Source organism: Corynebacterium sp. S7, assembly GCF_054401105.1.
Map to the genome: position 1 here is coordinate 1,976,231 of NZ_CM136760.1, position 12,982 is coordinate 1,989,212.

Consider the following 12,982-nt stretch of genomic DNA (forward strand, 5'->3'; position numbering starts at 1 on the left):
TTCTTCCGGAAACACTCCCCGGTGATGGCCGGATCATCGTGCGATGTAGAACCTGCGGTTCGAGGTTCCTCAACGGTGTGTCAGTATACACCCTTGGTTGGTTCCGGCGCATTTCCCGGCGCAATTTCCGTGTGCTCGAAAACCCGCGTACACGATTTCGAGCACACGGGAATTCGCCCCTTCAAAGGCCCACAAACAGCAAAAGGCGCAACCCCACCACCGGGGCTGCGCCTTTCACCAGCTAAAGAAGAACTAGCCTTCGTTCTTAGATTCGCTGTTTGGCTCGGAAGATCCGCGGGTCTCCAGCTCCTCGAGCTGGGACTGCAGCAGCGTCTTCAGGCGGGTGCGGTACTCGCGCTCGAAGGTACGCAGTTCCGCGATACGGTTCTCCAAGGCAGTCTGCTGAGACTTCACCGTGTTCATGATCTCGGTGTGCTTCTTCTCCGCGTCAGCCTGCAGGCTTGCGGCCTTCTCCTCTGCCTGGCGGATCTGAGCCTCGGCACGGGAGTTAGCGTCGTTGGTGGTCTCTTCTGCCTGCTTCTCCGCGTCAGAAATCAGCTTGTTCGCGCGGGTTTCGGCGTCCCGGGTCTTGGTTGCAACCTGCTTGTCGGTCTCAGCCAACTGATTCTTCGAACGGGTTTCAGCGTCTTGCAGCTGGGAAGTTGCCTTCGCCTGTGCTTCCTTGAGCTGGTTGTCAGCTGCGGAGCGAGCCTCATCCAGCATGGACTTGGACTCAGCCTGTGCCTCGGAGGTCAGGCGGTCTGCCATCTCCTGAGCCAGACCCAGCACCTTGGCTGCCTGCATGTGGGTATCTGCAGTAGCAACACCAGCAGCAGCTTCACCAGCACCTGCAGCAGGGGCTGCCGCTGCGGCGACCTTCTGGCCGGATTCCGCGTCGGACTTCTTCGCAGCTGCAGCAGCAGACTCAGAGTCCTTCTGAGCCTTTACAGCAGCGTCCGCTTCCTTACGAGCCTTGTCAGCATCAGACTTTGCAGTCTGGGCATCCTTCTGAGCCTTGGAGGCATCCTCTTGAGCCTTCTTCAACTTGGTCTCGTACTCAGCACGCAACTTCTCTTCGATCTGCTTGCGAAGCTCGGCCTCATTGACCTGAGGAGCCGCGTCCTTCTTGGTTGCTGCAACACCTGCTGCACCTGCGGCTGCACCAGCCGCGCCAGTTGCAGCAGCGGTAGTGGCACCCGACGCGCCCTTGCTGTCTAGTTCTTCCACCCGGGCACGCAGGTCATCGTTTTCATCCTGCAGATTAGCTAGGGCGTCCTCGACCAAATCCAGAAACTGATCGACTTCGTCCTCGTTGTAACCGCGCTTGCCAATGGGTGGCTTGCTGAAAGCGACATTGTGCACGTCTGCTGGTGTCAGCGGCATGAGCGTTCCCTTCGAGTAAATTAGTTGTGCCCTAAAATCCGACCTTTGCCACACAACTGATTAGTTTCGCTTGTGACAAAGTCAACGGGTTCTAATGCATTTTAGTTGATTTTCATTGTTCTGCTCCTCCAGTGTAATAAACCCGACACCGGAATGGCACAACAAACACTCTCAATCTTTACCGCAGCTTGAGCTTTTCGACCAGTCGGAGCGTCCAAACCGCGCTTGGAGACACTCCCAAGCGTACCCCCAAATGAGGTTATAAGAACGTCACAATAAGAAGAAGAATGATCTGCAGCACGAAGAACAGCACGAGGACGCTGACGTCCAAGGCCACTCCACCCAGCCGCAATGGCGGAATGAGGCGACGCAGTGCCTTGATCGGCGGATCTGTCAAGACGAAGAAGAACTCCGCTATGACCATAAACCACCGAGGCGGGCTGAATCGCCGAGAAAATGACTGAATCATTTCAATAATCAGTCGAACGATCACGATGAGGGTATAAACCCTCACCAGGGTATAAAGAATTGCTCCGAGCATGCTCACGGTTTTCAAGCCTACCTATTTATCGACATAAGCACGAACACCCGTCTACCGGTGTAAAGAACTCGGTAAACGGGTGTTGTTGGGACCTAACCACCTATCAAAAGCGGTTAGCGCAGGCCTGCCGCGCGCTCTAGCTCCAGGGTGGTGGTGCGAGCGTCCTCTGGCACGACTGCGAAGACCATCCGGTCGGTGTCCGAGTACTTGCCCAAGTTGTGCATCTGGCCACGCAGTGCGAAGCACAGGCCCGCAGCAAAGTCGACCATGCGCTTCTGCAGAGCGCGATCCAGCTCGGTCAGTTCCATGATTACAGCGTCGCCGTCACGGAATGGCTCGCCGATATCTTTTGCATCGTCGAAGGAGCGTGGCTCGACAACAACAATGGTCGGCGCATAGTTACGAGGCTCAGCGACAACGGTCTCGCTGCGTCCGTAACGGTGTCCTGCATCAGCGCGAGCATATGCTGGTTCGCGTTCTACCTCAGGGGCATATGCTGCGGAGCCGTCGTTGTCGTAGCGTGGCTCGTCGTAGTATGCGTCGTAATCGTTCGTGTCAGGCGTGAAGCCGAAAAATTCCTTTGCGCCTTTCATGAAGGACATATGTGTTACTCCTGCCGTTTGTGAGTGGTGTTGTCTGTTCAGTCCCCTGTTACTGTTGGTTAGCCTACGTTGCGTGCACCCAAAACCCCCGTTCCGACACGCACGATATCGGAGCCGTGAGCAATTGCTTTTTCGAAGTCTCCGGACATCCCCGCCGAGAGTAAAAGCTTCCGTCCGACGCGTTCACCAAGCCGGTCAGCTAGCGCCCTGGCCTCGTCAAACACCTGACTCGGATCCGCGTCGAGCGGAGGAACAACCATAATCCCATCAAAGGAAAGATGCTCGGCTTCTTCCAGCACCTCTGCCAGTTCTTCAACATGATCGAGCGGGACTCCCCCGCGGGTCGGATCATTGTCCATCGACACTTGCGCGAGGCAGCCAAGCGCACCCGATTCGCGGTCGCCGCGCTCAATTGCCAGACCCACTCCACGGTCCAAGCCTTGCGCCAACTTCACCGAATCCACAGAGTGCACCTGCTTCGCCCATCGCGCGACAGCGTTCGCTTTCTTCGATTGAATTTGGCCGATCATCGCAATGCTTATCGACGATTCCCCCGCCTCCTTCAGCGCCCCTGCTTTTCCACGGGCTTCCTGTTCCCGGTTTTCTCCGACAAGCGTGATGCCGAGCTGCCCGAGAATCACGATGTCCTCAACGGGGTGAAACTTGGTCACCGGAAGCAATGTCACACTTCCCACTTCCCTGCCGGCCTGCTTCTCGGCTGTGTGTATGCGGTCGTTGATTTCTTCCAGGTTGGTCTTGATCTCGTCGTAACGCGACATTAGTTCCCTGCCTTTCCGGTCAGCCACACCACTCCGGCTTGGCGGCCGGTGGTGCCTTGGCGACGATAGGAGAAGAAGTTTTCGTCGGTGATGGTATCGCGTGGGTCGGCGTCAATATTGGTGATGCCCAGTGACATCAGCTGGCGCACGAGGCCTGCGCGCACGTCGATGCCGGGGGTGCCCTTTGTGGTTTTCGTCTTCGAGCCGGGCAGGTGTGCCTCGACGTCCTCGGCCATGTCTTGGGGAACTTCGTAGGATTCGCCGGCGGCCGCCGGGCCAATCAGCACCTGAATCGAGGCCGGGTTTGCGCCGAGCTCGATCATCTTTTCTACTGTTTTCGGGATAATGCCATTACGCGCACCGATGCGGCCTGCGTGAGCTGCGGCGACGACGCCGTTGGTGTGGTCGGCGAGCAGTACTGGGGCGCAGTCCGCGACCAGCACACACAGCGCCAAACCGGGCTGCGTGGTCACGATGGCGTCGGTGGCTTCCACAGGTTCGGTGACTGGTCCGTCGACCACGGTGACGTTGTTGGTGTGAAGCTGTTCCATCCACACAAAGTTCTCATCGGGCACGCCCAGAGTCTGTGCAAGGCGGTGGCGGTTCGCGGCCACTGCCTCCGCGTCGTCGCCGACATGGGTACCTAAGTTGAAAGAATCATAGAGGGATTGCGAAACCCCGCCTGCACGGGAAGTAAACACCATGCGGACGGGGCGATTTTCTAACTGCGACATACTCCCAAGGCTAGCGCATTAGCGCATGAAGCTTGGCACATCCAGATCGTCATCGTCATCACCGCGACGAGTGGTGCGCTCTGGTTCACGCTCACTGGTGAACAGGCCGGAACGCTGTGGTTCTTCGCGACGTGGTTCGTAGCGGTGGCGGGCAGCTGGTTCTGGGGTGCGCTGCTCGTTGTCGTCGCGGGAGCGCTCGTCGAAAAGCGAACCGCGCGCAGGCGCAGGCGTTGCTGCCTCGGAGACGGGAGCTGGCTTTTCCTGCTCTGGGGTGTTGGAGTAATCCGAGGTCAGCGCGTTGGCCTTCTCGTCGAAGCCGGTGGCGATGATGGTCACGCGGACTTCGTCGCCCAGGTTGTCGTCGATGATGGTGCCGAAGATGATGTTGGCATCGTCGTCAGCCTTCTCTTCAACGATGGAGGCGGCGTTGTTAACTTCCATCAGGCCGAGGTCGGAGCCGCCGGCCACGGAGATCAGCACGCCCTTGGCGCCTTCCATGGTGGACTCGAGCAGAGGCGAATTGATGGCCTGCTGGGTCGCGGTCATGACCCGGTTGTCGCCGCGGGCGGAACCCACGCCCATCAGTGCGGAACCGGCATCTGCCATGACGGAGCGGACGTCGGCAAAGTCGACGTTGATCATGCCCGGGATGGTGATCAGATTGGTGATGCCTTGCACACCGTTGTAGAGCACTTCGTCGGCTGCGCGGAAGGCTTCCATCATGGACAGTTCCTGATCGCCGAGCTGCAGGAGACGATCGTTAGGAATCACGATGACGGTATCGCAAACTTCCTTGAGGTTTTCAATGCCCTCCATTGCCTGGCGGGTGCGACGCTTGCCCTCGAAGGAGAATGGGCGGGTGACAACGCCGATGGTCAGCGCGCCCATCTTCTTGGCGATGCCTGCGACAACCGGCGCCGCACCGGTACCGGTACCGCCGCCTTCGCCTGCGGTGACGAAGACCATGTCTGAGCCCTTGAGGGATTCTTCGATCTCGGACTTGTGATCTTCTGCGGAGGTGCGGCCTACCTCTGGGTTAGCGCCAGCTCCGAGGCCACGGGTGGCCTCGCGGCCGATGTCAAGCTTCGTGTCTGCGTCGGTGAACAGCAGTGCCTGGGAGTCAGTGTTGATGGCCACAAATTCAACGCCTTTGAGGCCCTCTTCGATCATGCGGTTGACCGCATTGACGCCACCGCCGCCAACACCGACGACGCGGATCATGGCGAGGTAGTTGTTCGGGGAAGTCATATGTAAATGCTCGCCTTTCAATTCATGGATGGAGATTGTGTCGCAGTTACTTGTGGTATCCATATTGGGCCAAAGCGAGCGAAAAAGTGGGTTAATTTTCGCGGCGTGTCGGTACCCTCAACCTTAACTTTAGGGTTATACCCTGCGGTTTTGCAGGTAACAGCACTGCGGTACGCCTAGCGCACACCAATTTGTGTGGGATTCGAAATATCAAACTCTTGCCCCTCACGCTTGAGCACTGTATCCAACGCCAACGCCTTGTCGTGATTATCTTCCGACGCGCCCCAAATCACCTTCCGCCCGTCGTTGAGCACGATGACAAAACTGTACGGCCCGTCGGCCTCGATCGAGGCAATTTCGCTCCGCGTTTGCGGGCTTATCGACGAGGCGACTGCCACCACGTTGGTCCGCACAGCTTCGTCGCCGCGGGCGCTACCGGTGATTTCCACCGCCTCCTGTGGTGGCTCCTCAATTGTGAAGTCGGTGCCGGACTGGTTGAGCAGGTGTGCCCCATCAGCCTCGCGGGTAAAAGCCACCGCCTCGTGTTCGACAACCTCTACTTGCAATGTGGATGGCCACCCGCGTTTTACGGTCACAGTGCGCACCCACGGTAAGGCCACCACATGGCGCGCGGCTTGTTCCACATTGACCTGTGCGAGAATCTGCCCCTCGGCCACACCAGTAGCTTCAATCACTTGCTCAGTAGAAACATGTTTGTTGCCCTGCACGTCATACTGGCGGACTGAAAATGCCGGCGTGAAGTAGACAACGATCCCGGCAACAACGGCAAGGACAGCCACCACCGCCACACTGATCCACACGGCGCGGGCAGAAACTCTTTTGGAAATACGCATGAGGAACTATTCCGCTAACGCATCGAGGATTTCATCGGCCAGCATGGTCACCGAGCCCGCACCCATGGTCAACACAATGTCGCCTGGCTGCGTCAGGCGCTTGACCGTCTGCGGAGCCGCCGAGAAGTCCTTTTCGTACACGGCATGATCAGCATCAAGTGTCATCTTGTCCACGATGATGCGCGAATCCACTCCTTCAACTGGGGCCTCGCGCGCACCAAAGATATCAAGCACCACAACCGCGTCCGCCTGGGACAATGCGGCAGCGAACTCGGTGGCAAATTCTTGGGTCCGCGAATACAGGTGTGGCTGGAAGCACACCACCACGCGGGCGCCGCTGCCTTCGGCTTCGACCTTTTCCCGAGCAGCTCCCAATACTGCAGCCACCTCGGTGGGATGGTGTGCGTAGTCGTCGTACACGCGAGTACCTGCGTACTCGCCCTCGGCGACCTCGCCGCGGAACTCAAAGCGACGACGCACCCCGGTAAACTCGCCGAGCCCCGTGGCGAGGCGACGCGGGTCAGCGCCCGCAAGAACTCCAGCCAAGAGTGCAGCTGCGGAGTTCAGCACCATGTGCCGACCAGGGGTCGACAGCGAGTAAGACAAAGACACCGTTGGGGTCACGGTATGTAAATCAACCGTCACCTCAGTCCCCGTGGCTTGCACGTCTTCGTCGGTGATGACCACACCAGCCTTGATATCGCTGTGTCGTTCACAAGCCTCGACGGTGCCATAGCCCACCACGTTGATCCCGCGGTTTTGTGCGTTGCGACCGCATTCGGCCGCGTTATCGTCGTCAAGGCAAACAACCAAGTATCCATCCGGGCTCACGCGATCGGCGAACTCATCAAAAACCTGGTAGTAAGCTTCAGGGCTGCCGAAGTAGTCCAGATGATCGGGCTCAATATTCGTGATCACCGCGATATCAGGCGAGTAACGCAAAAGGGATGCATCCGATTCATCCGCCTCAGCGATGAAGGCCGCACCTGTTCCATGGTGCGCGTTGGTCCCTGCCCTGTTGAGCTGACCGCCAATGGCGAAAGATGGATCTTCGCCCGCGGCCTGAAACGCAACCACTGCCATTGACGTCGAAGAAGTCTTGCCATGTGTGCCCGCAAATAGGACTTGGGTGTAACCATCCATGAGCTCTGCCAGAAGGTCCGAGCGACGAATCACCGGAATGTTCTCCTTGGCTGCGCGCTCCAACTCTGGATTGTCTTTAGGAATCGCGGCAAAACTTGTCACCACAACCGTTGGCAGCTCCCCTGCCAGCTCCAAATTCTTCGCATCGTGCCCGATGGCAATCTTGGCGCCCATGGTCACTAGGGCGCGCACGGGGCGGGAGTTCTTCACATCGGACCCAGTGACAACACTGCCGCGGTTGAGCAGGATGCGGGCCACTCCCGACATTCCGGAACCACCGATACCAATGAGGTGTACACGGCTGAGATCAACAGGTTCAACAGAAGTGTTGTTAGAGCTCACGGTGGGGATTCTCCTTAAATAATCAATTTGAGCATTAGAAACATTTAGTACTTTTCAGAGTTAGAGCCGAAACTACTGCTTAGTGTCTTCAGTGTCTACGGCAGCCACGACGCGACGCGCAAGAGTATCAGCAACGTTGCCTGCCCCGCTGTTGGCAAGAGCCACACACATTTTCTGATACGTATCTTCGTCGGAAAGTATCTCTACAACATTTTTTACCAGGAGATCCGCATTTAGATCCGCATCGTTGATCATGCGTGCTGCGCCGGCCTCGACAAGGTGCTGCGAGTTCAAACCTTGCTCACCATTACCGTGAGGCAGCGGGACATAAATGGCGGGCACGCCGGCTGCAGAATTCTCTGCCACGGTCATCGCACCCGAGCGGCACACCACAATGTCGGCCACGGCAAGAGCCGCAGACATATCGTCGATATATGGCACAGCCACGTAGTTTTCATGGGGCGCAGGCGCATCGTTTTTGCGCCCATAGGCGTGTAGCACTTGGTAGCCAGCCGACGTCAGCTGCTCCACGCTCTCTGCTACCGCCGTGTTCAAGCTCACTGCTCCCTGGGAGCCACCGGTGACCAACACAGTCTTCTTCTCCGGGTCAAGTTTCCAAGTGGCGTAGCCGCGGCGAGCCTTCTCGCCGTCCTCATCCGCGCCAACGGATTGGCGCACAGGGATGCCCACCACTTCACCCTTCATGCCCGAATTGGCCACCGCGTTGAACCCGGTGCCACCAAGACGAACACCTAACTTGTTGGCCACTCCTGCCAGCGCGTTGGATTCCAGCACAAAAAACGGCAAACGCAGCGAAGCCGCAGCCATATATGCCGATGCCGAGACATACCCACCGGTACCGAAAACTACGTCGGCACCAGCATTTTTCATTACCTTCCGCGCCTGGCCTACCGACTTAATCACCTTAAAAGGCAGCGCCAGCAACTTCAGCGGTTGCTTACGCGGCACCGGCACCGGGTCAATCAACTCGAGGTCAAAGCCACGAGCGGGAACGATCGAAGTTTCCAGGCCTTTTGGCGTTCCCAGCGCGACAACCTTTGCACCGTAGTTGTCCCGCAGCACCTCACCTACGGCAAGCGCCGGCTCGATGTGGCCAGCGGTGCCACCTCCGGCGAGTACAACAGTGATTTCCGGTGCATTTTCTGTGGAGTTGTCTTCGGACACGGGGGTGCCTCACCTTCTGCAGTCAACTATTCGTGCGGTTTTCATGAACGAAGCTTCTATTATCGCTCATCGCGTCGACGATCGTTGCGATAGGCGCTCGCAGAGGGTGCGCGGCGCGGGCGTTCGGTGTGGCGGCGCTGCGAAGCGGTCGGCACATTACGCCGTGGTGCTTCGCGACGATCGGCTGTTTGCGTTCGCGCGCGTGGCGGATTGCGTCTTGCTGTGACCGGTTGGCCATACCTGCTCGCCTGATCGTCGTGACGCTCCTTTCCGCCGCGGTGAGCATCGTCTGACTTTTTAGGCTTAGCCGTATTTGCAACGTAGGGCTTGGGTTCTGGTATCCCAAGTATCCGGTCAAAGAATGGGCGTCCATGGTTTTGCATTGATGAAATGGCATCTGGTTCGTGTCGTGCAACGGAGGCCAGAATGCCCATCGAACCAATCGTGATAATCGCGGAGGTACCACCAGCCGAAATCATGGGCAGCTGGATACCGGTGACGGGCAGGAGGCCGACGACGTAGCCAATGTTGATGAATGCCTGTGTTACAACACCCGCTGTCAGTGTTGCAGCCATGAGCGACTGGAATTGTGTTTGTGCACGGCGCGCGGTGCGCAGCCCAAAATAGAGCAATCCGAAGAACAAGGCGATAACTAAGATTCCGCCCCACAGGCCGAGCTCTTCGCCGATGACTGCGAAAATGAAGTCGTTTTTGGCTTCGGGGAGATAGAACCACTTTGCGCGCGACTGCCCGAGCCCAACACCGAACCAGGAGCCATCGGCCAGAGAGAGAAAGCCTTGGTACGCCTGGTAATCAATACCTTGAGTATCCTTAAAGTTGCCAGTCAGGGCATCGAAGAAGGTAGTAAAACGATCAGATCGGAAACCGCCACTGACGAACACGAGGCCCAAGCCGACGAGCGCAATTACAGCGACTACGGCTACTAACATCCACGGAATGCCCGCAAAAATCAGCAGCATAGCAACTTCGATGCCAACGGACATGGCCATGCCAAGATCGCCCTGGGCGGCAATCAAACAAATCGTCAGGGTGGCAACGATCATGAACAATACGTAGCCGTTGTTCTTAGCGAAGATCCTCTGCGGATTCTTATTTGCCAGGATGCTTGCGCCCCAGATAGCAATGGCGACCTTCGCGAACTCTGAAGGCTGCAGCTGGACACCAAACACCGGGAGCCAGGACTGGGAACCTACAGATTCTCGGCCGGTGCCCAATGGGGTGAGCACCAAGATCAGTAGCAGGAGTGCGACACCCATGATCCATCCCGACCACCGCTGTAAGTGCTCCGGTGAGAAACGCAGCATGAACCAGAACACCACCAACCCTGCCACGACCATTAAGGCTTGGCGCAGCGGCTGTGCCCAGACGTTGGCGTTTTCGTACACCGACGTTGACATCGACGAGCTTGTCACCATGACCACGCCAAGCGCCACAAGCACCAGCACGATAGTTCTGATCATGGAATAGTCCAGCAATGGCTGGCCATTCATCCACTCACGGCACTTTTGGACGACCCGCGCAAAGCGCGAACGCGCCGGAGCCTGCTGATTCGGACGATCGCGGGTAGTGGTCATAAGAAGTTACCCTTCTTGAGAGTTCTCTTGTTCAGGTTGGGGAATAATCGCGTGTGTTCGGGCTGCTCTAGCGAAAATATCACCACGTTGCGACATTCCCGTGTACATATCGAGGCTGGCCGCTGCCGGAGCCAAAAGTACCGAGTCTCCCGGCCTGACTCGCTCAGCCACGAACGAGACAACGTCATCCATCGCCTCGTCGGGGTCTTGGGAGTCGGTCACGAAAACTGGAACTTCTGGAGCAAGACGGGAGAAAGCATCAGCAATGATTTCTCGATCTTCTCCGAGGATACCCACCGCACGGAACTGATCGCGATGGGCGCTGATGAGACCGTCGACGCTTGCGCCCTTGAGCTGACCGCCTGCGATCCACGCTACGGTACCTGCACCCTCAAGTGCCGAATGTGCTGCGTGTGGGTTTGTCGCCTTCGAGTTATCTACCCAGGAAACGTCGCCGGCGCGGTGCACGATGGTGCCTCGGTGTCCGTCGACGTGGAAGTTGCGCAGGGCGTTGGCAATATCGTCGGCAGTGGCGCCCTGGCTCCGCGCGACGGCCGCAGCCGCCAAAGCATCAAGGATGCCTGCTTGACCGGCGGGCTCGATACCCGTTGCCGGTGCAAGGCGCGTACCGCTTGCGGTTCCGCCCCAAGCTTCTACCAAGTAATCGCCCACAACACCGTAATCTCCCTCGGCAGGTTCACCTAGGGTAAATCCAATGATGTCATCGCGTCCGGTGGCAGCTACCTGCGCGCGTACCTCGGCGTCGTCGATACCCGCGACTGCGATCGGAGCTTGCAATACCTTGGCCTTTGCCGAGGCATATTCCTCGAAGGAACCGTGCCAGTCGATGTGGTCGTCTGCGAGATTGAGCAGGACGCCTGCATCAGGGACGAGCTGGCTCGACCAGTGCAGCTGGAAGCTGGAGAGCTCGGCGACCAGGATATCCACGCGCTCTGGGTCGATCAGTGCGTCCGAGATGGCAACGCCGATATTGCCGCAAGCTTCCGCGCGAAGACCAGTGTGAAGACCGGTTTCCTTCATCATTGCGGTGAGCATGCCCGTGGTTGTTGTCTTGCCGTTGGTGCCTGTGACTACCAGCCAGGTACGTGGCGCGCCGAATATTTCTGCCCGATCGAGGCGGTAACACAGCTCGACATCACCAATGACTTCGATTCCTTCATCACGCGCGGTGACTAGAAGCGGAGTGTCAGGTCGCCATCCCGGAGAGGTGACCACGTGGGAAAACTCAGAGATACGCGCTTGAGCTTCTGCCACCGACAGCGTCTTAGCACCCGTGAGTTTTTCTACGTTGGCACGGTTGATCTCGTTGTCGTCGGCAACCGAGATGTCTGCATTGAGACCGCTGAGCAGTTTGGCGGCACCGAGCCCGGAAACCCCTGCACCCGCCACCAGGATCGAGCCCTGGAGAAACTCTGGGATAATCGCGAAGTCAGAAGATTCAGACATTAGAGCGAGACTCCTGAAGTAGTAAACCATTCGGCGCAGAAGATTGACAGACCAATCGCTACCGCGATTCCGGTAATCAGCCAGAAACGAATCACCACTGTGGTTTCAGGCCAGCCACCATTTTCAAAGTGATGGTGGAACGGTGCCATACGGAAGACACGCTTGCCGGTGGTTTTGAAGGCTGTCACCTGGATAACCACAGACGCAGCTTCCATCACGAAGATTGCGCCGATGATGACCATGAGCAGTTCTGTCTGGCTAGCAACCGACAGGCCAGCTACAAGACCGCCAAGCGCCAGGGAACCGGTGTCTCCCATGAAGATTTTCGCCGGAGCTGCGTTCCACCACAAGAACCCAGCGCAGGCACCCATGCCCGCAACAGCCAACACGGCCAAGTCCAGCGGATCGCGAACGTTGTAACAACCTGGTTCAGCAGCGACAGCACAAGAATTGCGGAACTGCCAGAAAGTAATCAGAGTGTAGGCACCCATCACGAGAGTGGTTGTACCGGCTGCCAGACCGTCGAGGCCGTCAGTCAGGTTGACCGCGTTCGACCATGCAGCGATCAGCAGGTAGATGAAGACGAGGAAGACGATCGTACCAATGACCCCGCCGCCGACGGCAAGATCAATAGTCGGGATGTCGCGGACGAAGCTCAGCATTGTCGAACCTGGGGTTTGCCCGTGCTCGTTTGGGAACTGCAGAATCAAGATGCCGAACACAACTGCAATGATCAGCTGGGCAACAAGCTTCGCCGTCTTATTCAGGCCAAGGTTGCGCCCCTTATACAGCTTGATGAAATCATCGGCGAAACCGACACCTCCGAGTGCGAGGGTCAGGCCCAGAATGATCCAGCCGGAAGCGGTAAAACCACCACGGCCTACTGCCATGGACCAGAATCCGGCCGCAAGGTAGGCCACGGTAATACCCAGCAAAATGGCGATGCCACCCATTGTGGGCGTGCCGCGCTTGCGCATGTGTGAGCGCGGGCCATCTTCGCGGATCTCTTGGCCGATCCCCTCTGCAGAGAAGTACTTAATTAGTACGGGTGTGGTGAAAATGGACACCAGGAAGCTGACGATTCCAGCAATAATAATTTGTGTCACGAC

Annotated in this window: 12 protein-coding genes; all 12 read right to left on the bottom strand. The window is 57.8% G+C overall.

All coding sequences use genetic code 11. From position 1 onward, the window contains the following. Window positions 1-252: 252 nt before the first annotated feature. The 12 genes from ACXZ66_RS09415 to mraY all read right to left on the bottom strand — a co-directional run bounded on the left by ACXZ66_RS09415 (window position 253) and on the right by mraY (window position 12,979). Window positions 253-1,383, bottom strand: coding sequence for a DivIVA domain-containing protein (locus ACXZ66_RS09415; RefSeq protein WP_458748361.1), 1,131 nt, complete (start codon window positions 1,381-1,383; stop codon window positions 253-255). 259 nt (window positions 1,384-1,642) lie between these two features. Then, the gene (locus tag ACXZ66_RS09420; RefSeq protein ID WP_458751356.1) at window positions 1,643-1,924 is read right to left on the bottom strand and encodes a YggT family protein; all 282 of its coding nucleotides are present in this window, start codon (window positions 1,922-1,924) and stop codon (window positions 1,643-1,645) included. Window positions 1,925-2,037: 113 nt separating this feature from the next. Next, the gene (locus ACXZ66_RS09425) at window positions 2,038-2,526 is read right to left on the bottom strand and encodes a cell division protein SepF (RefSeq protein WP_458748362.1); all 489 of its coding nucleotides are present in this window, start codon (window positions 2,524-2,526) and stop codon (window positions 2,038-2,040) included. A 59-nt stretch (window positions 2,527-2,585) separates the two neighbouring features. Continuing rightward, window positions 2,586-3,305: a YggS family pyridoxal phosphate-dependent enzyme gene (locus ACXZ66_RS09430; RefSeq protein ID WP_458748363.1), complete on the bottom strand. Its 720-nt coding sequence runs from the start codon at window positions 3,303-3,305 to the stop codon at window positions 2,586-2,588. Continuing rightward, window positions 3,305-4,039: a peptidoglycan editing factor PgeF gene (gene pgeF / locus ACXZ66_RS09435; RefSeq protein WP_458748364.1), complete on the bottom strand. Its 735-nt coding sequence runs from the start codon at window positions 4,037-4,039 to the stop codon at window positions 3,305-3,307. Before pgeF ends, ACXZ66_RS09430 begins: the two co-directional genes overlap by 1 nt. Before the next feature lie 18 nt (window positions 4,040-4,057). Further along, on the bottom strand, window positions 4,058-5,287 hold the full coding sequence (gene ftsZ / locus ACXZ66_RS09440; protein WP_458748365.1) for a cell division protein FtsZ: 1,230 nt from the start codon (window positions 5,285-5,287) through the stop codon (window positions 4,058-4,060). 176 nt (window positions 5,288-5,463) lie between these two features. Beyond that, window positions 5,464-6,141 carry a cell division protein FtsQ/DivIB gene (locus tag ACXZ66_RS09445; RefSeq protein WP_458748366.1) on the bottom strand — a complete coding sequence of 226 codons (678 nt, stop codon included), beginning with the start codon at window positions 6,139-6,141 and terminating at the stop codon, window positions 5,464-5,466. 6 nt (window positions 6,142-6,147) lie between these two features. Beyond that, the gene (gene murC / locus ACXZ66_RS09450; RefSeq protein WP_458748367.1) at window positions 6,148-7,626 is read right to left on the bottom strand and encodes a UDP-N-acetylmuramate--L-alanine ligase; all 1,479 of its coding nucleotides are present in this window, start codon (window positions 7,624-7,626) and stop codon (window positions 6,148-6,150) included. 72 nt (window positions 7,627-7,698) lie between these two features. Beyond that, window positions 7,699-8,811 (bottom strand): undecaprenyldiphospho-muramoylpentapeptide beta-N-acetylglucosaminyltransferase, encoded by a 1,113-nt coding sequence (gene murG, locus ACXZ66_RS09455; RefSeq protein ID WP_458748368.1) that lies wholly within the window; start codon window positions 8,809-8,811, stop codon window positions 7,699-7,701. Between the two features lie 59 nt (window positions 8,812-8,870). Beyond that, on the bottom strand, window positions 8,871-10,406 hold the full coding sequence (locus tag ACXZ66_RS09460; RefSeq protein WP_458748369.1) for an FtsW/RodA/SpoVE family cell cycle protein: 1,536 nt from the start codon (window positions 10,404-10,406) through the stop codon (window positions 8,871-8,873). Window positions 10,407-10,412: 6 nt separating this feature from the next. Further along, the gene (murD, locus tag ACXZ66_RS09465) at window positions 10,413-11,873 is read right to left on the bottom strand and encodes a UDP-N-acetylmuramoyl-L-alanine--D-glutamate ligase (RefSeq protein ID WP_458748370.1); all 1,461 of its coding nucleotides are present in this window, start codon (window positions 11,871-11,873) and stop codon (window positions 10,413-10,415) included. Next, a complete protein-coding gene (gene mraY / locus ACXZ66_RS09470; RefSeq protein ID WP_458748372.1) occupies window positions 11,873-12,979 on the bottom strand; it encodes a phospho-N-acetylmuramoyl-pentapeptide-transferase in 1,107 nt (368 codons plus the stop codon). The genes murD and mraY overlap by 1 nt, the downstream gene beginning before the upstream one ends. Window positions 12,980-12,982 lie beyond the last annotated feature (3 nt).

Excerpts from the sequence above, each read along its gene's own strand:
- ACXZ66_RS09415 (WP_458748361.1), bottom strand. The coding sequence starts at position 1,383 with ATGCCGCTGACACCAGCAGACGTGCACAATGTCGCTTTCAGCAAGCCA.
- ACXZ66_RS09420 (WP_458751356.1), bottom strand. The coding sequence starts at position 1,924 with ATGCTCGGAGCAATTCTTTATACCCTGGTGAGGGTTTATACCCTCATC.
- ACXZ66_RS09425 (WP_458748362.1), bottom strand. The coding sequence starts at position 2,526 with ATGTCCTTCATGAAAGGCGCAAAGGAATTTTTCGGCTTCACGCCTGAC.
- ACXZ66_RS09430 (WP_458748363.1), bottom strand. The coding sequence starts at position 3,305 with ATGTCGCGTTACGACGAGATCAAGACCAACCTGGAAGAAATCAACGAC.
- pgeF (WP_458748364.1), bottom strand. The coding sequence starts at position 4,039 with ATGTCGCAGTTAGAAAATCGCCCCGTCCGCATGGTGTTTACTTCCCGT.
- ftsZ (WP_458748365.1), bottom strand. The coding sequence starts at position 5,287 with ATGACTTCCCCGAACAACTACCTCGCCATGATCCGCGTCGTCGGTGTT.
- ACXZ66_RS09445 (WP_458748366.1), bottom strand. The coding sequence starts at position 6,141 with ATGCGTATTTCCAAAAGAGTTTCTGCCCGCGCCGTGTGGATCAGTGTG.
- ACXZ66_RS09460 (WP_458748369.1), bottom strand. The coding sequence starts at position 10,406 with ATGACCACTACCCGCGATCGTCCGAATCAGCAGGCTCCGGCGCGTTCG.
- murD (WP_458748370.1), bottom strand. The coding sequence starts at position 11,873 with ATGTCTGAATCTTCTGACTTCGCGATTATCCCAGAGTTTCTCCAGGGC.